The organism is Halorarum sp. SLYT50, from assembly GCF_059821265.1.
Genome location: NZ_CM187555.1, coordinates 2,606,755 through 2,631,401 on the forward strand (window position 1 = coordinate 2,606,755; position 24,647 = coordinate 2,631,401).

At 70.5% G+C, this 24,647-nt stretch carries 16 protein-coding genes and 2 pseudogenes; 14 read left to right on the forward strand and 4 right to left on the reverse strand.

What is annotated here, in order from left to right; translation table 11 throughout:
• Nucleotides 1-6 precede the first annotated feature (6 nt).
• The 7 genes and pseudogenes from AC6RUA_RS13610 (at nucleotide 7) to AC6RUA_RS13640 (ending at nucleotide 8,405) form a co-directional block, all read left to right on the forward strand.
• Nucleotides 7-909, forward strand: a complete 903-nt coding sequence (locus AC6RUA_RS13610; RefSeq protein ID WP_499813543.1) for an alkaline phosphatase family protein — start codon at nucleotides 7-9, stop codon at nucleotides 907-909.
• A 98-nt stretch (nucleotides 910-1,007) separates the two neighbouring features.
• Complete coding sequence (locus AC6RUA_RS13615; protein WP_499813544.1) at nucleotides 1,008-2,099, forward strand: glycosyltransferase family 4 protein; 1,092 nt, start codon at nucleotides 1,008-1,010, stop codon at nucleotides 2,097-2,099.
• A gap of 104 nt (nucleotides 2,100-2,203) precedes the next feature.
• Nucleotides 2,204-3,148 carry an alkaline phosphatase family protein gene (locus tag AC6RUA_RS13620; RefSeq protein WP_499813545.1) on the forward strand — a complete coding sequence of 315 codons (945 nt, stop codon included), beginning with the start codon at nucleotides 2,204-2,206 and terminating at the stop codon, nucleotides 3,146-3,148.
• A gap of 105 nt (nucleotides 3,149-3,253) precedes the next feature.
• The gene (locus AC6RUA_RS13625) at nucleotides 3,254-6,613 is read left to right on the forward strand and encodes an oligosaccharyl transferase, archaeosortase A system-associated (protein ID WP_499813546.1); all 3,360 of its coding nucleotides are present in this window, start codon (nucleotides 3,254-3,256) and stop codon (nucleotides 6,611-6,613) included.
• 138 nt (nucleotides 6,614-6,751) lie between these two features.
• Nucleotides 6,752-7,647, forward strand: a pseudogene (locus tag AC6RUA_RS13630) (DUF368 domain-containing protein).
• A 105-nt stretch (nucleotides 7,648-7,752) separates the two neighbouring features.
• Complete coding sequence (locus AC6RUA_RS13635; protein ID WP_499813547.1) at nucleotides 7,753-7,908, forward strand: hypothetical protein; 156 nt, start codon at nucleotides 7,753-7,755, stop codon at nucleotides 7,906-7,908.
• Between the two features lie 59 nt (nucleotides 7,909-7,967).
• On the forward strand, nucleotides 7,968-8,405 hold the full coding sequence (locus tag AC6RUA_RS13640; protein ID WP_499813548.1) for a DUF371 domain-containing protein: 438 nt from the start codon (nucleotides 7,968-7,970) through the stop codon (nucleotides 8,403-8,405).
• Between the two features lie 177 nt (nucleotides 8,406-8,582).
• Here the strand turns inward: AC6RUA_RS13640 and AC6RUA_RS13645 are convergent, their stop codons facing one another.
• Nucleotides 8,583-9,500 (reverse strand): diacylglycerol/lipid kinase family protein, encoded by a 918-nt coding sequence (locus AC6RUA_RS13645; RefSeq protein WP_499813549.1) that lies wholly within the window; start codon nucleotides 9,498-9,500, stop codon nucleotides 8,583-8,585.
• A gap of 203 nt (nucleotides 9,501-9,703) precedes the next feature.
• Between AC6RUA_RS13645 and AC6RUA_RS13650 the strand changes: the two are divergent.
• Nucleotides 9,704-11,947, forward strand: a pseudogene (locus AC6RUA_RS13650) (CDC48 family AAA ATPase).
• Nucleotides 11,948-12,005: 58 nt separating this feature from the next.
• Nucleotides 12,006-12,842, forward strand: coding sequence for an endonuclease III domain-containing protein (locus AC6RUA_RS13655; RefSeq protein ID WP_499813550.1), 837 nt, complete (start codon nucleotides 12,006-12,008; stop codon nucleotides 12,840-12,842).
• An 18-nt stretch (nucleotides 12,843-12,860) separates the two neighbouring features.
• On the opposite strand, the gene AC6RUA_RS13660 is transcribed toward AC6RUA_RS13655, so the two are convergent.
• Together AC6RUA_RS13660 and AC6RUA_RS13665 are read right to left on the reverse strand one after the other, a co-directional pair.
• Nucleotides 12,861-13,286, reverse strand: coding sequence for a DUF7332 family protein (locus AC6RUA_RS13660; protein ID WP_499813551.1), 426 nt, complete (start codon nucleotides 13,284-13,286; stop codon nucleotides 12,861-12,863).
• 213 nt (nucleotides 13,287-13,499) lie between these two features.
• Nucleotides 13,500-15,425, reverse strand: a complete 1,926-nt coding sequence (locus AC6RUA_RS13665) for a beta-CASP ribonuclease aCPSF1 (protein ID WP_499813552.1) — start codon at nucleotides 15,423-15,425, stop codon at nucleotides 13,500-13,502.
• A 194-nt stretch (nucleotides 15,426-15,619) separates the two neighbouring features.
• Between AC6RUA_RS13665 and AC6RUA_RS13670 the strand changes: the two genes are divergently transcribed.
• From AC6RUA_RS13670 to pyrF, 5 genes are all read left to right on the forward strand, one after another.
• On the forward strand, nucleotides 15,620-16,156 hold the full coding sequence (locus AC6RUA_RS13670; protein WP_499813553.1) for a DUF7984 family protein: 537 nt from the start codon (nucleotides 15,620-15,622) through the stop codon (nucleotides 16,154-16,156).
• Complete coding sequence (locus AC6RUA_RS13675) at nucleotides 16,153-16,626, forward strand: 8-oxo-dGTP diphosphatase (protein WP_499813554.1); 474 nt, start codon at nucleotides 16,153-16,155, stop codon at nucleotides 16,624-16,626. Before AC6RUA_RS13670 ends, AC6RUA_RS13675 begins: the two co-directional genes overlap by 4 nt.
• A gap of 266 nt (nucleotides 16,627-16,892) precedes the next feature.
• A complete protein-coding gene (proS, locus tag AC6RUA_RS13680; RefSeq protein ID WP_499813555.1) occupies nucleotides 16,893-18,383 on the forward strand; it encodes a proline--tRNA ligase in 1,491 nt (496 codons plus the stop codon).
• Between the two features lie 256 nt (nucleotides 18,384-18,639).
• Nucleotides 18,640-23,175 (forward strand): glutamate synthase large subunit, encoded by a 4,536-nt coding sequence (gene gltB / locus AC6RUA_RS13685; protein ID WP_499813556.1) that lies wholly within the window; start codon nucleotides 18,640-18,642, stop codon nucleotides 23,173-23,175.
• Nucleotides 23,176-23,486: 311 nt separating this feature from the next.
• Entirely contained in the window at nucleotides 23,487-24,299 is an 813-nt protein-coding gene (gene pyrF / locus AC6RUA_RS13690; protein ID WP_499813557.1) for an orotidine-5'-phosphate decarboxylase, read from the forward strand.
• A 66-nt stretch (nucleotides 24,300-24,365) separates the two neighbouring features.
• Here the strand turns inward: pyrF and AC6RUA_RS13695 are convergent, their stop codons facing one another.
• On the reverse strand, nucleotides 24,366-24,530 hold the full coding sequence (locus AC6RUA_RS13695) for a hypothetical protein (RefSeq protein ID WP_499813558.1): 165 nt from the start codon (nucleotides 24,528-24,530) through the stop codon (nucleotides 24,366-24,368).
• Nucleotides 24,531-24,647: the final 117 nt, after the last annotated feature.

The window sequence follows — 24,647 nt, forward strand, 5'->3', positions numbered from 1 at the left end:
GGGCGGATGACGCTCGTGGTCCTCGCGCTCGACGCCCTCGACGCGGGCCTCGTCGAGCGGTTCGACCTCGACGCCTACCGGGTCGGGACCGACGCCGACCTGGAGACGTACGCCGGGAAACTCGACCTGCCGTACACGCTCGAAGTGTGGACCACCGTCGCGACGGGCCTCCACGCCGACGACCACGGGGTCACGCGCGGCGGGACCAGCGAGTGGCGCAACCCCCTCCTCCAGGTGGCGAGCCGCGCGACGGGACTCCTCTCCGAGCGGAACCGGGCCCGGCTGGGGGAGTTCGTCGAGGAACGGTTCGGGGCCGAGCACTCGCTGGGGCGGACGGACGCCGAGACGATGTTCGACCGGCCCGGGCGGGTCGTCCACAACTGGCCGGGCGTGACCGACGGTCGCGACCTCCAGCGGGTGTGGACGCTCCTGAAGCGGACCAACGACGGCGAGTTGACCGCGGCGGCGTTCGAGCGGGAGACGATGGGTATCGCCGCCGAGCAGTTCGGCTGGGCGCGCGAGATGCTCCACCACGAGGTGGCCGTGGCCGGCGTCCACGTCCACGCGCTCGACGCGGCCGGCCACGCCTACGCCGAGGACGAACCGCGGCTCCGGCACGTCTACGAGCGCGTGGCGGGGTACGTCGAGGAGTTGGCGGACGCGCTCGGTCCGGACGACGACCTCCTCCTGCTCAGCGACCACGGCATGCGGACCCCCTACCTCGACCCCGACGAGCGGCCGGGGACCCACTCGTGGCGCGCGTTCGCGTCCTCGACGGCCGGAAGCGTCCCCGCGTCCGTCTTCGACGTCCGGGCGTGGGTCGACGACAACGCCGGCACCGCGACCGACGCCGGGGAGCGGGTCGACCTGCCGGAAGACCACCTCCGGGAACTCGGGTACCTGGAGTAGTCGCGTGTCGCCGGTCGACCGCCCGGTTCGGACCGCTCCGGTCACCGTCGCGCCGACCGACCACAAGACTTGATTAGCTCGTCGGGAGACGCACCGACATGAACACCCGGTCCTCTCGCGTCGTCCACATTCCCGACGCCGGCGAGGGGAACCCGTACCAGCGCAACCTCTGTGCGGCGCTCTCCGAGCGCGGCACCCCGGCGTTTCCCGTCGTCCCCGACCGCCCCATCGTGTTCGCGGCCGTCCGGGCCGCCCGGCGCCACGACGCCGACGTCGTCCACTTCCACTGGCTCCACGGGTTCTACTACGGCGACAACCTGGCCGAGACGACGATAAAGTCGGTCGCGTTCGTCGTCGAACTGCTCCTGTTGCGGCTCCTCGGCTGCCGGTTCGTCTGGACGGCCCACAACGTCGTCCCGCACAACGCCGAGTGGGACTGGTACCACGTCGCGTACCGGAGGATGTTCGTCCGGCAGTGCGACCGGGTCGTCGTCCACTGCGAACGGGCCGCGGACCGACTCGCCGAGGCGTACGACCTCACCCCGTCGGAGCGCGCGAAGTTCGCCGTCGTTCCCCACGGGAACTACGCCGACAACTACGCCACCGACGTGAACCGGGACGAGGCACGCGCCTCGCTGGGCGTCCCGTCCGACGGTCCTCTCTTCCTCTTCTTCGGTCAGCTCAGACCGTACAAGGGCATCGAGTCGCTCCTGACGGCGTTCGAGCGCGTCGCGCCCGCGAACGCCACGCTGGTCGTGGCCGGCGACCCGGCCGACGAGTCGTACTCCGACTCGCTCGACCGGTTGGCGAACGGTCTCGACCGGGTTCGACTCGACGCGGGGTACGTCCCCACGGAGGAGGTGGCGACGTACTTCGGCGCGGCGGACGCCGTCGTGCTCCCGTACCGCGACATCCTCACCTCCGGGAGCGCGATGCTGGCGCTCACGTTCGGGCGCCCGCCGGTCGTCCCGGACATCGGCTGCAACCGCGAACTGCTCGGTCCCGAGGCGGCGGTGCTGTACGACCCGGACGACGACGTCGAGCGGGGACTGCGCGACGCCCTCGCGGCTGACCTCGACCGGAAGGGCGAGGCGGCGAGCAGGCGCGCGGCGGAGTTGTCGTGGGACACCGTCGCGGAGCGAACGCAAGCAGTCTACGAACGACTCGACCCGGTCGACGGGAGCGGGTGACCACCCGGCCGGCCAGAGGGGTCGAACGGCTCCGCGTATCGGCGTTGATTCTCCCGCGAGAACGCTTATCCCGGCGTCTCGGTCTAAAACCTCAAACGAGGTATATGTCCCTCACCGAATTCGCCCGGAACGTTCGACTGAGGGGGGTCGAAGGCGGTCCGCTCGCTGCCGGCCGGTACGCGACAGAGGAACTCGCGTTCCGTGCGCCCCTCAGGCGCCTCGACGCGGCCGGCTATCGGTCCGGAACCTCGGTGTTCGACCGCGAGTGGGACGTCCTGCTCGTTCTGGACGGCTGTCGCGCCGACCTCATGCGCGAGGTCCTCGACGCGCGCGGAGGTGGGTCCGCGTTCGAGTGGGGGACCCACGACTCGGTCGCGAGTACGTCCTCGGAGTGGCTCCGCCGAACCTTCGACGACGAACGGGCCCGGAGCGCCGGCTACGTGACCGGGAACCCGTTCTCCGACTCGACGGTCGACGACTCGGCCGTCGGCTACCTCGACGAGGTGTGGCGGTACGCCTGGGACGACGAGGCGGGGACGGTCCGGCCACGACCGCTCACGGACAGGGCGGTCGACGCCTGGCGGCGGCGGGCGGAACACGGCATCGACCGACTCGTCGTCCACTACATGCAGCCACATTACCCCTTCCTGGAGAACCCAGTCGCCGACGGCGTCGACCCCGACGACATCGGCGGTGGGGGCGGCCCACGCAGCGCGTGGGACCGACTCCGCGACGGGGAGGTGACGACGGCGGAACTCTGGCGCGCGTACCGCGCGAACCTCGAACTCGCCTTCCGGGACGTGGAACTGTTCCGGTCGGTCGTCGACGCCGACAGAGTGGTTCTCTCCGCCGACCACGGGAACGCGGTCGGCGAGTTCGGCGTGTACGGCCACCCGGCGCGGATGCCGCTCGGGTGTCTCAGGGAGGTCCCGTGGGTCGAGACGACGGCGACCGCCACCCGGGAGTACAGCCCGTCGCTCTCCGAGTCGGCCGGCGCGCCCCGAAGCCCGGACGTCGACGACCGACTCCGGGACCAGGGATACCGGTAGACCGCTCTCGTCGGCACCGTCGCCGGCCGAGTCGACCCCGGCCGCCGTCACGCCGCGAGCGCCACTTCACAAGGCTTATCCACGTTTTCCGAATCCTACGACGTAATGACCAGGGCAAACGAGAGCGAGGGGAGTTCCTCCACCCTCGGGTTCGACTACGACTTCGAGGGGAAGTCGGCGGCGGAGGTCGCGGGGGACCTCTATCACGTCCCGGCGCTCCTCGTCGTCGTCGCGGTAATGTTGTGGATACGGCTCCAATCGTACGACAACTTCATCGTCGGCGGCGAGGTGTTCTTCTCCGGGAACGACGCGTGGTACCACCTCCGGGAGGTCAGCTACACGGTCCGGAACTGGCCGTTCACCATGCCGTTCGACCCGTGGACCTACTTCCCGTACGGCACGAGCGCGGGCCAGTTCGGGACCATCTACGACCAGTTGGTGGCGACCGCCGCCCTCGCCGTGGGTCTCGGCTCCCCCTCGGCGGACCTCGTGGCGAAGACGCTGCTCGTCGCGCCCGCGGTGTTCGGCGCGCTCACGGCCGTCCCGACGTACCTCATCGGCAAGCGCCTCGGCGGCCGCTTCGCCGGCCTGTTCGGCGCCGTCGTGTTGATGCTGCTCCCCGGCACGTTCCTCCGCCGCGGGCTGGTCGGGTTCGCCGACCACAACGTCGCGGAGCCGTTCTTCCAGGGGTTCGCGGTCGTCGCGCTCATGGTCGCGCTGACGGTCGCACAGCGCGACCGGCCCATCTGGGAACTGGTCGAGGCGCGCGAGTGGGACGCGGTGAGACCGACCGCGTACTGGAGCGCGCTCGCCGGCGTCGCCGTCGGTCTGTACATCTGGGTGTGGCCGCCGGGCGTCCTCCTCGTCGGTATCGTCGGCGTCTACCTGGTCTACCAGACGGTGAACGACCAGGCGAACGGTCGCTCGCCCGACCACGTCGCCTTCGTCGCCGCCATCTCGATGGTGGTGACGGCCGTGATGACGCTGCTCCGGTTCCACGAGCCGACGTTCTCGCCCACCCAGTTCGGCTTCCTCCAGCCGCTCGCCTCGCTCGCCGTCGCCGCGGCGGCGGTCGGACTCGCGTGGCTCGCACGCTGGTTCGACGCGCACGAGTTCGAGGACGACCGGCTGAACGAGTACGGCTTCGCCGGCGCGGTCCTCGCCCTGGGGTTCGTCGGCGTCGTGGTCACCGTGGTCGCCCCCATCGCGTTCTTCTCGACCATCCAGAACAACCTCCTCCGGTTCGTCGGGTTCAGCGCCGGCGCGGCGACCCGGACCATCGGCGAGGCGCAGCCGTTCCTCCAGTCGGGGTTCTCGCAGTACTACGGCCCGGTCGGCGTCGTCCTCGCGGAGTACGGCTTCGCGTTCATCACCGCACTCGCGGCGGCCGTCTGGGTGCTCGTCAAGCCGCTCTGGCGGCGCGGCGACTCGGGAGACTACCAGCTCGTCGGCGTCGCGGCGGCCGTCCTCCTGTTCGTCTTCGTCGCGCGCCCGCTGTACATCGCGGCGACGGAGTTCGTCGGGGTCAACGCCCAGTTGCTCGGCGTGGGGCTCGTCGCACTGCTCGTCTTCGCGGCCGTCGCGCGCGTTCGCTACGACGCCGAGTACCTGTTCGCGTTCGTCTGGGCGGCGTTCATCACGAGCGCCGCGTTCACGCAGGTCCGGTTCAACTACTACCTCGCCGTCGCCGTCGCGGCGTTCAACGCGTACTTCCTGCGCGAACTGCTGCTCGGCGTCGACGTGGACCTCTCGCTGGACCGCGCGCTGCCCGACCTGGAGACGTACCAGGTGCTCGCGCTCGCGCTCGCGGCGATGGTCGTCCTCGTCCCGGTGCTCGTCGTCCCGCTCTCGCTCGGGAACACCGGCAACGCGGGTATCGACCGGACCGACACCGCCTGGCAGGTCGGTAACAGCACCGCGCCGGGCGCCGTGACCATCTGGGACCAGAGCCTCGAGTGGATGCAGGACAACACCCCCGCGGAGGGGGACTACGGCGGCGCGGGTAACGCCGGCGAACTCGGCTACTACGAGACGTACGACGTGCCGGACGACGACGACTTCGACTACCCCGAGGGCGCGTACGGCGTCCAGTCGTGGTGGGACTACGGCCACTGGATAACGGTGCAGGGCCACCGCATCCCCAACGCGAACCCGTTCCAGGAGGGGGCGACCACCGCGGCGAACTACCTGCTCGCGCCCAACGAGAGCCAGGCGCACGACGTGCTCGCGCGACAGAGCACCGAGGGGAACCAGACGCGGTACGTGATGGTCGACTGGCAGATGGCGACCGCCGGCTCGAAGTTCGGCGCGCCGGTCGTCTTCTACGACGCCGGGAACGTCTCCCGGTCGGACTTCCTCACCCCGGTGTACAACCAGCAGGGGCAGTTCGCGTTCTACTCGCACGAACAGCGGTACTACGACAGCACGATGATTCGGCTCTACAAGTACCACGGGAGCCGGATGGAGCCGACGGTGAGCGCCGGACCGCTCGGCGAGTTCGTCATCGTCTTCGACTACGACGTGGTGACGAACGACGCCGGCCAGGAGTTCAGGATGGCTCCGCAGGGTGAGAACGCCACCGCCATCCGGACGTTCCGGAACATGTCCGCGGCCCAGGAGTTCATCGACCGGGACGGCAGCGCGATGGTCGGCGGCGTCGGGCCGTACCCGAGCGAACCGGTGCCCGCGCTCCAGCACTACCGGCTCGTACACACGAGCAACACGTCGGCGTACGCCTCCCAGCAGTACCAGCAGACGGTGCTTCGGGAGGCGCGCGCGACCGGCCTCCGACCGCAGTTGCTCCAGCAGACCTCCCCGCGCTGGGTGAAGACGTTCGAGCGCGTCCCCGGCGCGACCGTCGAGGGGTCGGGCGCCGACCCGAACGAGACGGTCACGGCCGTCGTCGAGATGCAGGTGCCGCCGCCGGCACCGGGCGGGAACGCGACGACGTTCACGTACGAACAGCAGACGACCGCCGGCCCCGACGGGACCTTCGAGTTCACGCTCCCGTACTCCACCACGGGGTACGACGAGTACGGTCCCGAGGAGGGGTACACGGACGTGAGCGTCCGCGCGACCGGCGCGTACACGGTGTACGGCGACGTGCGGACGAACGAGAGCTCGTACGTCGTCCGGAACCAGGCGTCGCTGAACGTCTCCGAGGGAGCCGTCGTCGGCGAGACCGACCAGCCGACGACCGTGACGCTGAGCGAGCAGGTGCTGCGGGAACCCCAGGAGAACGAGAGCGACGGTAACGAGACGGCGTCGAACGAGACGGTCGCGAACGGGACCGCGTCGAACGGGACGGCCGCGAACGAGTCCGGGTCGAACGAGTCCGGGTCGCTCGCGCCGCCGCTCCCGGCCGCCTCGGTGACCGGCGGCGGCGGACCCGCCTCGCTCGTCTCGGCCGGGGTGAGCGCCGCGCCCGCGGTCCGCGCCGACGACCGCCTGCCGGTCACCCCGTAGATGTCCGGAGGTGCCGGGGACGGACCGGACGGGTCGGTCACGACCGCCGAGTCGAGGGCGAACGCCGACCGGAACGCGGTCGCGGACGCCGAGTCGTACGACTACTCCTGGTTGGGGGTGTACCTCCGGGGCGTCTGTATGGGCGCGGCCGACGCGGTTCCCGGCGTCTCCGGGGGAACCATCGCGCTCATCACCGGCATCTACGACCGCCTCATCGCCGCGGTCACCGCCGCGGGACCGGACGTGGCACGCGACGCGCTCTCCGGGTTGACGGGGGACACCGGCCGGTTCCGCGCGGCCCTCGAACGGGTCGACGCGGCGTTCCTCGTCGTCCTCGGCGTCGGCATCCTCACGTCGGTCCTCTCGGTGACGCGCGTGCTCCACGTCGCCATCGAGAGCCGCCCCGCGCCGACGTTCGGGTTCTTCTTCGGGCTCATCGCGGCGTCGGCGTTCGTCCTCCGGAGGGAGGTCTCCCTCGACACGACGCGGCGTCGCGTCGCGGCCGCGGCGGGGTTCCTCCTCGCGTTCTGGTCTCCGGGTCGGCGTCGGCCGCGCTCCCGGAGTCGCCGGTCACGACGGCGTTCGCGGGCGCGTTCGCCGTGAGCGCGATGATTCTCCCCGGCATCTCCGGGTCGCTCATCCTCGTCATCCTCGGACAGTACGAACGGATGTCGGGCGCGCTCTCGACGTTCCAGGACCGCCTGCTCGACGTGGCGGGCGGGGCCGACCTCTCGGTCCTCGTCGGTCCCGGGACCACCGTCGTCTCGTTCATCGCCGGCGGGGTGGTCGGTCTCCTGACCGTCGCACACGGCGTCCGCTGGGCGCTCGAACGCGACCGGAAGACGACGATGGCGTTCCTCGTCGCGCTGGTGGTGGGTGCGCTGCGCGCGCCGGTCGCGAGCGCGACCGAGAACCTCGCGGAACTCGGGCGCGGGTGGACCGGCGAGGCGCTCCTCCTGTTCGCCGTCGCGGCCGTCGTCGGGGCGCTGCTGGTGCTCGCGCTCGACCGGGCTGCGGGCGGAATCGAACTGTAGCTCGGTCGTCGCCCGCTCTGCGGCCCCGAGCGGTCGGAAACTCCGCGGGCCGCCGGCCCGGTCGCCCCGAAACGCCGATAGGGTACCGGGAGCAAGGGCCGGTACGTGACCGACCCGACCGAGGTCATCAGCGTCCTGGTGGTACTCGAGTTCGTCGTGATGGCCTCGGTGGTGCTGCTCGTGGCTCCCTTCGAAGTCGCAGCCCCGCTCGTCCCGCTGCTGCTCGTGTTCGTAGTCGTTCTCCACCTGTACCGGTCGTGAGTCGGCCGGTCCGCTCCCGGACCGTCGGGTCTTTGGTGCCGCGACGCCCACGCTAGCGCGTGCAGAGCGGGGTTCACGAGGAGGTCGTTCGCGCGACCGGTCACGAGCACGTCAGCGCCGAACACACCAGCACGTTCGAGGTGACGAGCGACGACTGGCTCACGCCCGCAGGCGACTGTATCCTCGCGGTCGACGCCGACCGGACGCCGGCCGACTTCTCGCCCGGGTTCGTCGCGGCCTGTCGGGACGCCGACGCCACGGTCGCGGCGACGTTCGAGGCGGCGGGCATCAAGCAGACCGTCACCGGTCGAGGGCACCCCGACCTCACGTTCGACGGCGACCGGAGCCTCGTCGGCCGGACGAGCGACTACGTCGACGAGCGGACGGTACTCGTCGGCGCGGACGCGGCGGCCGCGGACGTCGACCGGAGACTGGTGACGGCGCTGTCGCGCGGCGCGCCGCTGACGCTCCGCCTGCGGGTCACGCGCACCGACTGACTCGCGCCGTCGTAGTAGTCGGGGCGAGACGCGAGCGCGTACGGGAGATGCGAAGCGGGACGAACGCGCCTGCCGCGTCGAGCGCCCGGAGCCTGCTCGCCCGTCGCCACTCGGCCCGAGCGACCCGGACGGCCTCGCGTCACCGGTCCCGCTCGGGCGTGCGTGGCTCCCGCGGGCTCACTCCGGCGAGGGTTCGTACGCGTCGCCGACGGGCATCCGGAGAATCCGCGAACGAACGGTCAGCGAGAGCGACCGGGCCGCGAGCGTCTCCCCGTCGAGGCTGAACGTCGCCGCGTCGGCGGCGGCGACGGACACCGTGAGCGAGGGGGCGTTCAGCCGCGTGATGTGTGGTGACTCCCGGCCGAACAGTCGCTCCACGACCCGGTCGCCCATCAGGTCGACCGGCGGCACGTCCTCGACGATGGTGATGTCGAACGCCCCGTCCTCCATGTTGGCCTGCGGGCGTCCCTGCGCCGGGAACCGGCGCCCGTTTCCGACGAGTGCGAGAACCGCGTCACCCTCCCAGACGGGCGCTCCCTCCCCGCGAGCGCCGACCCGGACGTCGAGGGGGAGCCCCTCGAACGAGGAGAGCGTTCTGAGCGTGGTGAGCACGTACGCCAGGACGCCGTACCGGTTCTTCAGTTCGGACGTCGTCTCGCCGCTCGCCTCCGCTGTGAGTCCGCCGATACAGGAGTTGACGAAGAGCCGGTGGTCGGCCACGCCCACGTCGATTCGCCTCCGCTCGCCGCGTTCGAGCGCGGCGAACCCCGACTCGGCGTCCGCGAGGCCGATGTTGTCGGCGAAGTCGTTCCCGGTCCCGACCGGAACGACTCCGACCGTGACGCGGTCGAACGCGTCCTCCTCGTCGACGCCGCGGACCACCTCGTTCAGCGTCCCGTCCCCGCCGGCCGCGGCGACGACAGACGCGCCGTTCCGAATCGCCGCTCGCGTGTGGGAGACGGCGTCGCCGTCCGACCGCGTCTCCTGGACGGTGTAGCCGTACTCGGTGGCGAGGGCACGGACCGTCTCGGCGTGTTCGCCGGTTCCGCTCACCGGGTTGAGGACGACGACCCGCTCCGTCTCGGCGCTACTCATTGTCCCTCTCAGTACGGCGGGTGGCCAGTTCGCTCTTGCGGGCGACTGCGGGCAGACGGGGCCGCCACCGGACGGGGTGTCGAACCCGGCCGTCGCGGGCGAGGACCGACACCACCTCACCGTCAAAATCCCGTAGACAACCCGTCACGAATCGTCGGTAACACCTTTCGAGACCGGTTCCGTGCGAACGGTCGGGACCGACCATGGCCGAATTCATCGTGGCTGGACTCGCTCCGCAGGATGCGGGGCGCGGTATCGCGCGGGTGACCAGAGCGGGGTTAGAGGAACTGGGAGCCGAGCCGGGAGACGTCGTCACGATCACCGGTCGCCGTCGCACGGTCGCGAAAGTCGTCCCCGGGTACGAGGACGACCCCGACGACCTCGTCCGAATCGACGGGAACGTTCGCGTCAACGCCGACGTGAACATCGACGACTCCGTGGAGGTGGAGGTGGTCGACCCCGAGCAGGCGGCGTCGGTCACGGTCGCGCTGCCGGACTACGTCATCCTCCGGGGGGCGGAGTCGCTCGTCCACCGCTACCTCGTCGACCGGCCCGTCGTTCGGGGGGACAGCGTTCAGATGCGCCTCCTCGGTCAGCCGTTCATCTTCCTCGTGACACAGACCAGCCCGTCCGGACCGACGCTCGTCACGCCTGAGACGGACGTCCGGGTCCGCCAGACCCCGATCACGGAGGAGGACCTCCGCGGCCAACAGACCACCCTCCCGGACACGACCTACGAGGACATCGGGGGACTCGGCCGCGAGGTCGACCAGATCCGGGAGATGATAGAGCTCCCGTTGCGGCATCCGGAGCTGTTTCGCCGTCTCGGTGTCGCTCCCCCGAAGGGGGTCCTGTTGCACGGCCCGCCGGGCACCGGAAAGACGCTCATCGCCAAGGCGGTCGCCAACGAGGTGGACGCCAGCTTCCACGAGATATCCGGCCCGGAGATCATGTCGAAGTACTACGGCGAGAGCGAACAGCACCTCCGGGAGGTGTTCGAGGAGGCCCAGAGGAGCACGCCGGCCGTCGTCTTCATCGACGAGATCGACTCCATCGCGCCGAGCCGCGACGAGGTGACCGGCGAGACCGAGCGCCGCGTCGTCGCGCAACTCCTCTCGCTGATGGACGGACTCGAAGCGCGGGGCAACGTGATCGTCATCGCGGCGACGAACCGCCCGGACGCCATCGACCCGGCGCTCCGCCGGGGCGGTCGCTTCGACCGGGAGATCGAGATCGGCGTACCGGGCCGCGAGGGGCGACTCGAGGTCCTACAGATTCACACGAAGGGGATGCCGCTGGCGGACGACGTGGACCTCGACGACCTCGCCGACCACACGCACGGCTTCGTCGGCGCGGACCTCGCCTCCCTCTCTCGGGAGGCCGCCATGCACGCGATTCGCCGCGTCCAGCCCGACCTCGACATGCAGGCGAAAGTCATCCCGGCGGACGTGCTGGACCGAATCGAGGTGACCGCGGCCGACTTCGAGGAGGCCCGCCAGAGCGTCGAACCGAGCGCGATGCGGGAGGTGTTTGTCGAGGTGCCGAACGTGACCTACGAGGACGTCGGAGGGCTCGACGCGGTCAAACACGAACTGGTCAGAGCGGTCGAGTGGCCGCTCCGGTAGCCGGAGATGTTCGCCAAACTCCGGACGGAGGCGCCGAAGGGCGTGCTCCTGTACGGACCGCCCGGGACGGGCAAGACGCTGCTCGCGCGCGCAGTCGCCAACGCGAGTGGGGTCAACTTCATCTCGGTCAAGGGCCCGGAACTGCTCGACAAGTTCGTCGGGGAGTCCGAGCGGGGAGTGCGCGAGGTGTTCCAGCGCGCCCGCCAGAACGCGCCGACCATCGTCTTCTTCGACGAGATCGACGCCATCGCACCCGAGCGGGGGGGGTCGTTCGACTCCCGCGTGACCGAGCGGGTGGTGTCACAGTTGCTGACCGAACTCGACGGGGTCGAGGAGTTGAGCGGCGTCTTCGTGCTGGGGGCGACGAACCGTCCGGACGTCATCGACCCGGCGCTCCTCCGGCCCGGTCGACTGGAGAAGAACGTCTACGTGCCGGTGCCCGACGCGGAGGCCCGGCGGGCGATATTCGGCGTCCACACGCGCGGCGTGGCGATGGACGACGACGTCGACCTCGACCAACTCGCCGAGGAGACGGAGGGGTACACGGGCGGCGACATCGAGGCGGTCGTCCGCGAGGCGAGTCTGCTCGCCATGGACGAAGCGGTCGCCGTCCTCGGCGACGACGCGGGGGCCGTCGACGAGTCGGGAACGGACGAACTGCTCGACGGGCTCGCCGTCTCTCGTCACCACTTCCAGCGGGCGCTCCGGAAGGTCAGACCGTCGGTCACGGCGGAGCGGCTGGAGTTCTACGAGGGACTGGTGGACGAACTCGGCGGGGAACCCGAGACCGACGCGGGCGAGTCCGACCTCAGTTTCCAGTAGCCGCGCGGTCCCCCACCGCGACCCGTCCGTTCTTGTGGCTCGCCCGCCCAGTAGGCGCATGGCCGACGACGAACCGGCGGAGAACATCAGCGGCGGCGACGCCGGCGGCGGCGCGCCCGCCGAGTTCTCCGTCGGCGACGGGGAGACCCGCGCCGAGGCGGTGGTCGACGCGCTCGGGGACCTCTACTGGCGGAAGGCGTACGGCGGGCAGGACGCCTTCGAGTGTCTCGTCCGGACCGTCCTCTCACAGAACACGAGCGACAAGGCGAGTCAGCCGGCGCACGACTCGCTGATGGGACGGTACGGCGAGGGCGGGGAGCGTTCGGCGGGCGACGGCGACCTCGCGGTGTCGCTCGCCGAGGCGGCCCGGGACGACCTCGCGGAGACCATCTCCTCGGCGGGCCTCTACAACCAGAAGTCGGAGACGCTGACTCGACTCGCCGGGCGCGTGGTCGAGGAGTACGGGAGCGCCGCGGGGTTCGACGAGTTCGTCCGCGAGGGCGACCCGGGCGAGGTGCGCGAGGCGCTCCTCGACATGAAGGGCGTCGGGCCGAAGACGGCCGACTGCGTGCTCCTGTTCGCCGGGGGGCGCGGCGGCGTCTTCCCCGTCGACACGCACGTCCACCGCATCGCGCGGCGGATGGGCCTCGCGCCGCCGGACGCGGACCACGAGACCGTTCGGGCCCACGTGGAGGCGGGCGTACCCGCGGAGAAGTGCGGGTTCGGGCACACCGCGATGATACAGTTCGGCCGGGAGTACTGCTCGGCGCGGAAACCCGCCTGTCTGGAGGGGCCGGAGGCGTGCCCGCTGTACGACCTCTGTGAGCGGGTCGGAGTCGACGAACTCTCGGGTGACGTGGTCGACCCGAGCGAGGTCACTGCGGGCGGCGACTGAACCACCCTAGTCGACCGTCTATGCCACCGAACACTCCGCCTCGGGCACGCCGGACACCGGAACCTCGGACTGTTCGTAGTCGAACTCGGACCCGAGCATCGGGAGCGAGAGTCGGTAGTCGAACGCGAGCGCGAAGTGCGAGAACGGGTCCGCGAGGAAGGCGGCGGGGTCGCTCCCGACGCCCGAGAACACCACGCCCGTCCGGAGGGTGACGACGCGGAACTGGCCCGTCGTCCCGACGAACGACGCGCCGAACGCGCCCTTCCCGCCGAGGTTCGTGAACAGGGAGGTGTACACCGTCGCGTCGATTCGCGGTCCTTCGGTCCCGATTTCGAGGTCCTTCCCCGCGCCGAAGCAGTCCTCCGGCGCGGCGGCGGCGGACCCCACCGGGACGAGGAGGACGAGGAGGGCGAGCAGACAGCGGAGCGCGATGCGTCTCGACACGGACGGATATCGTCGCCGCTCCTACAAAAATATTACCGGATGATTACCACGACGGCGAACCGGCTGGCATGGTGAGCCGGAGCGGGCCGTTGCGGTAATCACTACGTCTCGTACCGCGAGCGAGGCCGGGGGCCGAGCGAGCGGCCCTTTTGAACACGAACGGGTTTTGGCGGGGGTCGACGAGCGAGCGAAGAGGCCCCCGCTAACAGTGGTTCATTTGAAGCGAAACGTCTCGAGGTTCTTCGGCGCGAACGTCCGCATGTTGTAGTCGTGGTACAGCGACGACGAGAGGTCCTGCACGGAGCGCTCGTCGCCGTGGACGCACAGTACCTTCTCCGGCCGGGGGTTCATCGTCTTCACGAAGTTCTCCAGCCCCTGCCGGTCGGCGTGCCCGGAGAAGCCGTCCACCGTCTCGACGTTCATCTTCAGCGTGAGCGTCGAACCACGGCCGCCGCCGCCGCGGCCGTTGACCGGGATGTCCTCCCAGCCGTTCTGGATGCGTCGGCCGAGCGTCCCCTGCGCCTGGTAGCCGACGAACGTGAGCGTCGACTCCTCCTCGCCCCCGAGGTGGCGGAGCCACGACATGATGGGGCCGCCCGTGACCATCCCCGAGGTGGAGAGGATGATGCAGGGGCCGCCGTCGGCGACCTCCTGCCGCTCCTCCTCGCCACCGTCGATGTGGTTGAACTGCTCGGCGAGGAACGGGTTCTCGTCCTCGTGGAAGATTCTGTCGCGCAGGTCGTCCCGGAGGTACTCGGGGTAGGTGGTGTGGATGGCCGTCGCCTCCCAGATCATCCCGTCGAGGTGGACCGGCATCTCGGGGATGTCGCCGTTCCGCATCGCCTCCTCGATGACGAGCATCATCTCCTGGGAGCGCCCGACGGCGAACGCGGGGATGAGCATCTTCCCGCCGCGGTCGTGCGTCTCGTTGATGACCTCCTTGAGTTTGCGCTCGGAGTCCTCCTGGTCGGTCTGGTAGTCGTTGCGCCCGCCGTACGTCGACTCCATCACGAGCGTCTCCACGCGGGGGAAGTCGTTGACCGCGCCGTTGAACAGGCGGGTGTCGTCGTAGTGGATGTCGCCCGAGAAACAGACGTTGTAGAGGCCGTCGCCGATGTGGAAGTGCGACACCGCCGAGCCGAGGATGTGGCCCGCGTTGTGGAACGTGAGCTTCACGTCCGGCGCGATGTCGGTGACGTCGCCGTACTCCAGCGGCACGGTGTGTTTGATGGCCTCGCGCACCTGCGCCGACTCGTACGGCGGGGTGCGCCCCTCCTTCGAGGCGACGTCGAGGTAGTCCAGCGTGAGCAGGCCCATCAGGTCGCGGGTCGGCTCCGTGCAGTAGATGGGGCCGTCGTAGCCGTACTTGAACAGAAGCGGGATGAGCGCCGAGTGGTCGAGGTGGGCGTGCGTGAGCACCACCGCGTCGAGGTTCTGCGCGCCCGCCCCGAGCGCCTCCGGCACCTGGAGGTACGGCACCTCGCCTTCGGCGCCGGGCTTGTCGCCGCAGTCGATGAGCACGCGCGTCTCGGCGGTGTTGAGGATGAACGAGGCGCGCCCCACCTCGCGGCAGCAGCCGAGCGTCGTGATGCGGACCCACTGCTCGTCGGCCATCTCCTCGCGGTGGATGGTTCGGCCGACGCGTTCGAGGATGTCGCGGCGCTCCTCGCGCTCCTGTTTCAGGAAGTTCCGGACGTTGCTCACCGTCGAGGACTGGATGGGCGGCGTCCGGACGACCTCGGGCGTCCACCCGACCTCCTGCGTTATCTCCCGGAGCGTCGAGCCGTGCCGGCCGATGACCATCCCGGGTTTCTCCGCCTCGATGACCACCTCGCCGGTGTCCTGGTGGAAGTCGAGGTCCGTGACGCCCGCCTCCTCGGGGATGACCTGCTTGATGCGCTCTTCCGCATCCCGCGGGTCGGAGAGCACGTCCGGGTGGGGGCGGACGGTGATGCGCTTGCGGAGCTTCGACGCCAGGCGGCGTACGAGGTCGCCGTTCTGTGCGAACTCCTTGGGGTGGCGGGTGTACACCACCAGTTCCGGCCCCTCGTACTTCACGTCGGTCACCGAGATGTGGCTCGGTATCTCCGACTCGATCTGTGCCTTCGTGTCTTCGAGCTGCTTGTCGACTTGGCTCATACCTGCGAGGACTGGGTAACGCCGCTCCGTGTCGAAACGGCCCGGTCGGTCCGACTGGAAGAGTCCACGATACTGGCTCTCCGTTCGAGGTTCGGCCCTGTCGGGGCGACGAAAACCCGCTTACCCGACCGTATCCTCCCTGATTATAAAAGCCTTCCCAAACTGCAAGGTCTATGCCCGTCGAGGGGGAAGGTATGCGACTCACGCCCGCCCGCGTCCGCGCCGAACGCGACCGGGTCCGCGACCGGGGCGACGTGGTGGTCCCGCTGGTGAACGAGACGCGCGACGCGCTCGGCGACCTGTTCGACACCGACGTGGGCCGGGTGACGCTCGCCGCGTACCGTCGTGAGGTCGACGCCGTCTTCGCCGACGGCGACCGCGCGGTCAACGTCGCCGCGCTGTGCGGCCTGCTCCGCGACCTGGACGTCGAGGGCGACTACCCGGGGTTCGTCGTTGACGAACTGCTCGGCCGGCGACTGGCCTCGACCGTCGCGGGCGGCCAGCCGCTCGCGCTGCTGGCGGAGGCGACGTTCCACTTCGCCGACGCGCGGACGCACGGGAGTGACGACGACCCGGCGGGCGCTGACGACCTGGACGCGGCGCTCGCGGCGGGGTTCCAGACGCGCCTGCCGGGGTGGCGGTGGCGCGAGACCGACAGCCCGTTCGCGGTCCCGCCGGTCGGCACGGAGGGGGACGGGGAGCGGGCGGGGGACGCGGGGGCGGACGAGTGACGGACGCGACCGACCTCCGCGAGGCGACGCTGTGTCACCTCGTCGACGGCGAGCGGACGCTGCTCATCCGCAAGAAGCGCGGGGTCGGCGCCGGGCAGTACGTCGGGCCGGGCGGGAAACTGGAGTCGGGCGAGACGCCGCTGGAGTGCGCCGTCCGCGAGGTCCGCGAGGAGGTAGGGGTCGACGTGACCGACCCCGAGCGGGTCGGCGCGTTCGAGTACTACTCGGACGACTGGGACGCGCTCGTCCACGTGTTCCGTGCGACGAGGTTCGCGGGGACGCCCCGAGAGTCGCCCGAGGCAGACCCCGTCTGGGTTCCGGTCGACGACCTGCCGTTCGAGGAGATGTGGGCGACCGACCGCGCGTGGCTCCCCGCGGTGCTCGACGGCGGGACGTTCCGGGGGCGGTTCGTCTACCACGACGGCGAGCCCCGGGTCGTCGACGTGACGACCCGTGCGCCGTCGGAGTAGGCCTCGCTCGGGTCGCTACCCCCGTCTCCGCCGTCCTCGCGCTCCCGGTCGTCCCGCCCGCCGGTACGCTCTTGTGCGCTGGTCGCGGACCGTTCTCCGTGCCCCGCCGCCGCGCCGACACCGACCGTGTTCGCCGCAGCGTCCGCTCGGCCCCGCTGCCGCCGGGTGGCGCGTAGCCACCCTTCCCACCTCCTCTCCCTTCTCACCGCGACGCGAACGCACCGTGTTTAAGACGCCGGTCCGAAACCGACGATACATACGAGACCATGAGCGACACAGACGACGCCGGGGACGAGCAGGAACTCGGCATCACGAAGTCCAAGCAGTACGAGACGGGCGAGTGGTACGCGGAGGTCGTCCGGAAGGCGGAACTCGCGAACTACGGCCCGGAGGGGATGTCCGGGTTCATCGTGACCCGCCCCCGGGCGTACGAACTCTGGGAGCGCACCCAGGCGTTCCTCGACGGGAAGTTCAAGGAGACGGGCGTGCAGAACGCCTACTTCCCGATGTTCATCCCGGAGAGCTACCTCGAGGCCGAGAAGGACATCGTCGAGGGGTTCGACCCCGAGGTGGCGTGGGTGACCCACGGCGGCCGCGAGGAACTCGACGAGCGACTCGCGGTCCGGCCCACCTCCGAGTCCATCATCACCCCCTACATCGCCCAGTGGGTGCGGAGCCACCGGGACCTGCCCCTGCGCGTGAACCAGTGGTGCTCGGTCGTGCGCTGGGAGGCCACCGAGACGAAACCGTTCTTCCGAACCAAGGAGTTCCTCTGGCAGGAGGGGCACACCGCCCACGCCGACGAGGAGGACGCGTGGGCGGAGACGATGCTCCGCCTCGACCAGTACGAGTCGGCCTACGAGGACGCGCTCGCCATCCCCGTGCTCCGGGGCCAGAAGCCGGAGCACGACAAGTTCCCCGGCGCGGACACCACGACGAGCGTCGAGGCGCTCATGCCCGACGGCAAGTCCGTCCAGGGGGCGACCTCCCACTACCTCGGCACGTCGTTCGCCGAGGCGTTCGACATCACGTACGCCGACGAGGACGAGGAGGAGCAGTTGGCGCACACCACCTCCTGGGGGTTCTCCTGGCGCGCGCTCGGCGCGCTCATCATGACCCACTCGGACGACCAGGGGCTGGTGCTCCCCCCGACGGTGGCGCCCGAGCAGGTGGTCGTCGTCCCCATCTGGCAGTCGGACACGCGAGACGAGGTCCTCGAGTACGCCGAGGGGGTCGTCGAGGACCTCGAGGCGGCGGGCGTCCGGGTCGAACTCGACGACCGCGACACGCGCAACCCCGGCTTCAAGTTCAACGAGTGGGAGCTGAAGGGGGTGCCCGTTCGGTTCGAAATCGGTCCCCACGAGGTCGAAGACGAGGAGGTGACGGTCGTCCATCGGCCGGACGGCGAGACGACGACCGTCGACCGCGAGGGGGTCGCCGAGACGACGCAGGAGCACCTCGACACCGTGTACGGGAAACTGTACGCGGCCGCCGAGGAGCGCCTCGAGGGGGAGGTCCGCGAGGCGGACGACCGCGCGGGCATCCTCGGCACCATCGGTCAGCACGGCGGCTACGTCGCGGCCCCGTGGTGCGGCGAGGAGGCCTGCGAGGACGATATCAAGGAACAGATCGCCGCCGAAATCGTCATGGTGCCGTTCCCCGAGGACGACGAGCGCCACGGCGGCGACCACGGCGACGCCTGCGCCGTCTGTGGTGACCCGGCGACGCGCACCGCGTACTTCGCCAAATCGTACTGAGCCGGGTACCGACCGGCGTCCGGTTTTCCGGTGATATTACGAACGATTGTCGTGCTACTCCCCGTCACGAATTGACGGAGTTCCAGTATTCAACTTCACCACCCGCGATACACACGAAAATCGGGTGTTCGTCGCGTTCACGTCGAGCGGTTCCGTCGGTTCCGGATAGGAACTACCTATTATTCCCTAGTATGGTAGTAATACGCCCTTATCCCTTCAGGGTCACGGCTTTACGTCGCTCCGTCAACTCCCGTCCATGACTGATACGAACGAGTCGACGAGCGCGGCCGCGGGGCTGGCGGACCCCGCGGACGAGCGCTCGAACTGCGGGGTCGGTGCCGTCGTGGACCTCGACGGCGGCCGCTCTCACTCGGTGGTGTCGGACGCGCTCGACCTGCTCTCGAACCTCGAACACCGCGGGGCGACGGGAGCGGAGCCGAACACGGGCGACGGGGCGGGTGTGATGCTCGAACGACCGGACGAGTTCTTCGAGGCGGCCGTCGGCGACCTGCCGGAGACGTACGCCGTCGGGTCGGTGTTCTTCCCGCACGACGACGGGGTCCGAGCCGACCTGGAGACCCGGTTCGAGCGCGAACTCGACGAGCGGGACATCGACGTACTCGACTGGCGCGACGTCCCGACCGACGCGGAGGGGGCGGACCTCGGCGAGACGGCGCTCGACTCCGAGCCGGCCGTCCGGCAGGTGTTCGTCGCCCCGAGGGACGACCCCGACCCAGAGGCGTTCGACCGACGGCTGTACGTCGCGCGCCGGGCCGTCGAGTCCGCCGCGAGCGAGGTGGACGGCGCCGAGCGGTTCTACGTCGTCTCGCTCGACCGCCAGCGCGTCGTGTACAAGGGGCTGTTGACGGCGAGTCAGCTCCCGGCGTACTACCCCGATCTGCGCGACGAGCGACTCGCCTCCGGGGTCGCGCTGGTCCACGCCCGGTTCTCGACGAACACGCTCGGCGCGTGGCACCTCGCGCACCCGTACCGGAACATCATCCACAACGGGGAGTTCAACACCATCCGCGGGAACGTCAACTGGATGCGCGCCCGCGAGGGGGACCTCGCCGGCGGCGGGTTCTCCGAGGCGGACCTCGACGCGGTCACGCCCGTCGTCTCCGACCCCGGTCAGTCGGACACGGCGTCGCTCGACGAGACGCTCGACCTCCTGCTCAACGGGGGGCGCGACCTGCCCCACGCGCTCCGGATGCTCGTCCCCGAGGCGTACCGCGGCGACGACGCGATGGACGACGACCGGCGCGCGTTCTACGACTACCACGCCTCGCTCATCGAGCCGTGGGACGGCCCGGCGCTCGTGCTCGGCTTCGACGGCGAACGCGTCGCGGGCGTGTTGGACCGCAACGGCCTGCGGCCGTGCCGGTACGACGTGACGACCGACGGTCGGCTGGTGATGGCGAGCGAGGCGGGTGCGCTCGAACACGACCCGAGCGAGGTGCGCGAGCGGGGCCGGCTCCAGCCCGGCGAGACGTTCCTCGCGGACCGCGAGGCGGGTCGCGTGCTCGACGACGAGGAGGTGTTCGCCGACCTCACCGCGGACCGCTACGCCGAGTGGGTCGAGGCGGAACAGCGCGGCCTCGACGCGGTGACCGGGGGAGCGGACGCCCCCGCCGTCGACGGCGACCTGCGCGGCCTGCAGGCGACGTTCGGCTACACCACCGACCAGTTGAACCACCTCATCGAACCGATGGCCGAGGCCGGCAAGGACCCCGTCGGGTCGATGGGCGACGACACGCCGCTGTCGGTGCTCTCGACGTACGACCGACCCCTGTTCACCTACTTCAAACAGCTGTTCGCGCAGGTGTCGAACCCGCCAATCGACTACATCCGCGAGGAACTCGTCACGTCGCTGGAGTCCCGGCTGGGTCCCCAGCGGAACCTGCTCGACGAGTCGCGCGAGCACGCCCGCCAGGTCGTCTGCGACTCGCCCGTCCTCACCGAGTCGGACGTCGCGGGCGTCCGCGAGTTGGGCGGCACGACCGACGGCGCGCTGACGGCCGAGACGCTCGACGCGACGTTCGAGGCCGGCGCCGACCTGCGCGACGCGGTGGCGGCGCTCCGCTCGCGCGCCGTCGCGGCCGTCGAGGACGGGGCCGACGTGCTCGTGCTGTCCGACCGCGGGGTCGGCGCCGACCGACTGCCGATACCGAGCCTGCTGGCGACGGGGGCGGTCCACCACGGACTCGTCCGCGAGGGACTGCGCGCGCGCTGCGGGCTGGTCGTCGACTCGGCCGACCCCCGCGAGGTCCACCACGTCGCCTGCCTCGTGGGGTACGGCGCGGACGCCGTCTGTCCCTACCTGGCGTACGAGACGGTCCGCGACATCGTCGCCGGCCCCGAGGGCGCCGACGAGGACGAGGCGCTCGCCGCCTACCGCGGGGCGCTGGAGGCGGGGCTGTTGAAGACGATGGCGAAGATGGGCATCTCGACGGTCGAGAGCTACCAGGGTGCGCAGGTGTTCGAGGCGGTCGGCCTCGACTCGGAACTGGTCCGCGAGTACTTCGAGGGGACCGAAATCCGGACCGAGGGCATCGGCCTGCCGGAACTCGAGTCCGACCTCCGCGAGCGGCACCGCGTCGGCTTCGGCGACGACCCCGACCTGGAGACGCACGGCGAGTACGAGAACCGCTCGACGGGCGTCCACCACGGCTGGAACCGCGAGTCGGTGAACGCGCTCCACACCGCCGTCCGGAGCGGCGAGTACGACGACTGGGAGGCGTTCGCCGAGCAGGCGAACGGGGCGGACGAACCGACCGAACTCCGCTCGCTCTTGGCGTTCGACTCCGACCGCGACCCGGTCCCCCTGGAGGAGGTGGAACCGGTCGAGGACATCGTGACGCGCTTCTCGACGGCCGCGATGAGTCTCGGCAGCCTCTCGCCGGAGTCGCACGAGACCAACGCGGAGGCAATGAACTCCATCGGTGCGAAGTCGAACACGGGCGAGGGCGGCGAACCCCCAGAGCGCTTCGGCACCGAGAAGGAGTGCAACGTGAAGCAGGTCGCCTCGGGACGGTTCGGCGTCACGAGCGAGTACCTCGCCAGCGCCGAGGAGATCCAGATCAAGATGGCGCAGGGGTCGAAGCCGGGTGAGGGCGGCCACCTCCCCGGCTCGAAGGTGAACGAGTACATCGCGCACGTCCGGTGTTCGACGCCCGGCGTCGGGCTCATCTCCCCGCCGCCGCAGCACGACATCTACTCCATCGAGGACCTGAAACAGCTCATCCACGACCTGAAGGCGGCCAACCCGGAGGCGGACGTGAACGTGAAACTCGTCTCGGAGGCCGGCGTCGGCACCATCGCCGCCGGCGTCTCGAAGGCGGAGGCGGACGTGGTCCACATCTCCGGGCACTCCGGCGGGACGGGCGCGTCCCCCAAGACCAGCATCAAGAACGCCGGTCTCCCGTGGGAACTGGGACTGGCCGAGGCGAACCAGATGCTCCGCGCGACCGGCCTGCGCGACCGCATCCGCGTGAGCGTCGACGGCGGGATGAAGACCGGCAGGGACGTGGCCGTCGGGGTGATTCTGGGCGCCGAGGAGTTCGCGTTCGGCACCGCGGCGCTCGTCTCGACCGGCTGCGTGATGGCGCGTCAGTGCCACCAGAACACCTGCCCGGTCGGCGTCGCCACCCAGCGGGACGACCTGCGCGAACGCTTCCCCGGCGAACCCGAACACGTCGTGCACTTCATGACCCACATCGCCCAGGAACTCCGGGAGATCATGGCGTCGCTCGGGTTCCGGACGGTCGAGGAGATGGTCGGCCGCCCGAGCCTGCTGCGCCAGGCGGAGACCGACCACCCGAAGGCGAAACACCTCGACCTCTCGGCGGTGCTCGCCGACCCCGCGGACGGTCCGCGCACCAAGGTCCGCGAGCAGGCGCACGCCGGGTTGAACGACGCGCTCGACCGCGCGCTCATCAGGGCGGCCGAGCCCGCCATCGAGGGCGGCGACCCGGTCACGGTCAGCGAGCGCGTGGCGAACACCGACCGCGCGGTCGGCGCGACGCTGTCGAACCGCATCTCGACCGCACACGGCGGCGACGGCCTCCCCGACGGGACGGTCACGCTCGACCTCGCGGGGACCGCGGGCCAGTCGTTCGGCGCGTTCCTCGCGCCCGGCGTCGACGCCCGGCTGACCGGCGCGGCCAACGACTACGTCGGCAAGGGGCTCTCGGGCGGGCGACTCGTCGTGCGCACGCCGGCGAACGCGGCGTTCGACCCGGCCGAGAACACGCTCATCGGCAACGTCGCGCTGTACGGCGCGACCGCGGGCGAGGCGTACGTGAACGGCGTCGCCGGCGAGCGGTTCGCGGTCCGCAACTCCGGCGCGAAGGCGGTCGTCGAGGCCGTCGGCGACCACGGCTGTGAGTACATGACCGGCGGCGTCGTGGCCGTCCTCGGCGACACCGGCCGGAACTTCGCGGCCGGGATGAGCGGCGGGGTCGCCTACGTGTACGACCCGGACGACGAGTTCGAGGCGAAGGTCAACCACGGGATGGTGTCGACGAGCCGCGACCTCTCGGAGCGCGACGAGACGATGCTCCGGCGGCTCGTGGAGAACCACGCCACTCGGACCGACAGCGACCGGGCGGCGGCGTTGCTCGACGACTGGGCGGGCGCCGTCGGCGACTTCGTTCGCGTCCTCCCCGACGCGTACGCCGAGGTGCTCGCGGAGGGGAGCGGCGCGGACGTGCGCGACGACGTTCCCGACGCCGCGTCGGGGTCGGAGTCGGCGACGGCGTTCGAACACGGCGCCGTCAGCGGCGACGACTGAGCGCGGTTTCACACGGGCGAGCGGAGCGGCGTCGTTCCCGGTTCCGGACGCTCGGCGTCAGCCGCCGTCGCGTGCGGTATCGGGGTGGACCGTGCTCACCTAGTCGGAAAGGCAGCGGCACTGGCGAGCCGCCGCCTCTCGAAGGAGGCGTCCGGTCGGCCGACCGGAACGGGAGGTCGGGTCGACCTCCCGAGGACGTATTTGGTAACCAAGTAGAAATACTTTTCGTGGCCGCCGGGTCGCTCGCTCGCGAGTCCGGCCGTCCGAACAGCAACACTTAGCCTCCGGCCCCCTCCCACATCGACCGACGCATGCCCGAGTTCAACGCCTTCTTCTCGACGCTCGGCGAGCGTATCGACGCCAGGGACACGCTCGTCTCCGTCGGACTGGACGCCGACCTGGACCGGATTCCGGAGCACCTCCTCGACAGGGACCTGCCGCGGTGGGCGTTCAACCGTCGCATCATCGACGCGACCCACGAGTACGCGGCGTGTTACAAGCCCAACGCCGCGTTTTACGAGGACGCCGACGGCTGGCGCTCGCTCTGCGAGACGGTGGCGTACGCCCACGGGAAGGACGTCCCGGTCCTGCTCGACGCGAAGCGGGGCGACATCGGCAACACCGCCCGCAAGTACGCCGACCTGCTGGAGACGGTCGACGCCATGACCGTGAACCCGTACCTGGGGCGCGACTCGCTCGAGCCGTTCCTCTCGCGGGCGGACAAGGGCGTGTTCGTCCTCTGTCGCACCTCGAACCCGGGCGGCGCGGACCTCCAGCACCTGAACTTGGAGTCGGGCGAACCGCTGTACCGCCGGGTGGCCGCGCTCGCGGACCTGTGGAACGAGCGGGGGAACGTGGGGTTGGTCGTCGGTGCGACCGCGCCCGACGAACTGGCGGAACTGCGCGAGGCGGTCCCCGACCTCCCGTTCCTCGTCCCCGGCCTCGGACCGCAGGGCGGTGACGCCGAGGCGGCCGCGACGTTCGGCCCCGCGGACGGCGTCGGTCTGGTGAACTCCTCGCGGGGCATCATCTTCGCCGGCGAGGACGCCGGGGAGGCGTTCGACAGGGCCGCCGGACAGGCGGCGAAGCGACTGCGGGACCGACTGAACCGCTATCGCGGCTGACGGCGGCGGGGTCGCTCGGCTGTCGCACCCGGCAGATCAGCCACGCCGTCGAGGCCGGCGGGCCGGCTACGGCGTCCGCTCGTCCGGCCCGCCGGTCGTCGTGCGGGCGCACTCGACGCACGCTCCCACGTCGGCGTCGTAGTGGTCGGCGCAGACGAACGCGCCGCACACGTCGCAGGTGAACTCGGCCTCCTCGACCTCACAGACCTGACAGAGTCCTCGAACGCTCATCGTGTGATGTGACGGCGCGCCGTCGGCTTCAGGTCCCTCCCTGCGAGGGCCGGTCACGGTCGTTCGACCGGGATGTCCGGGAGCCGGCGAGGGGTTTACGGTCGCGCGCCACCGAGT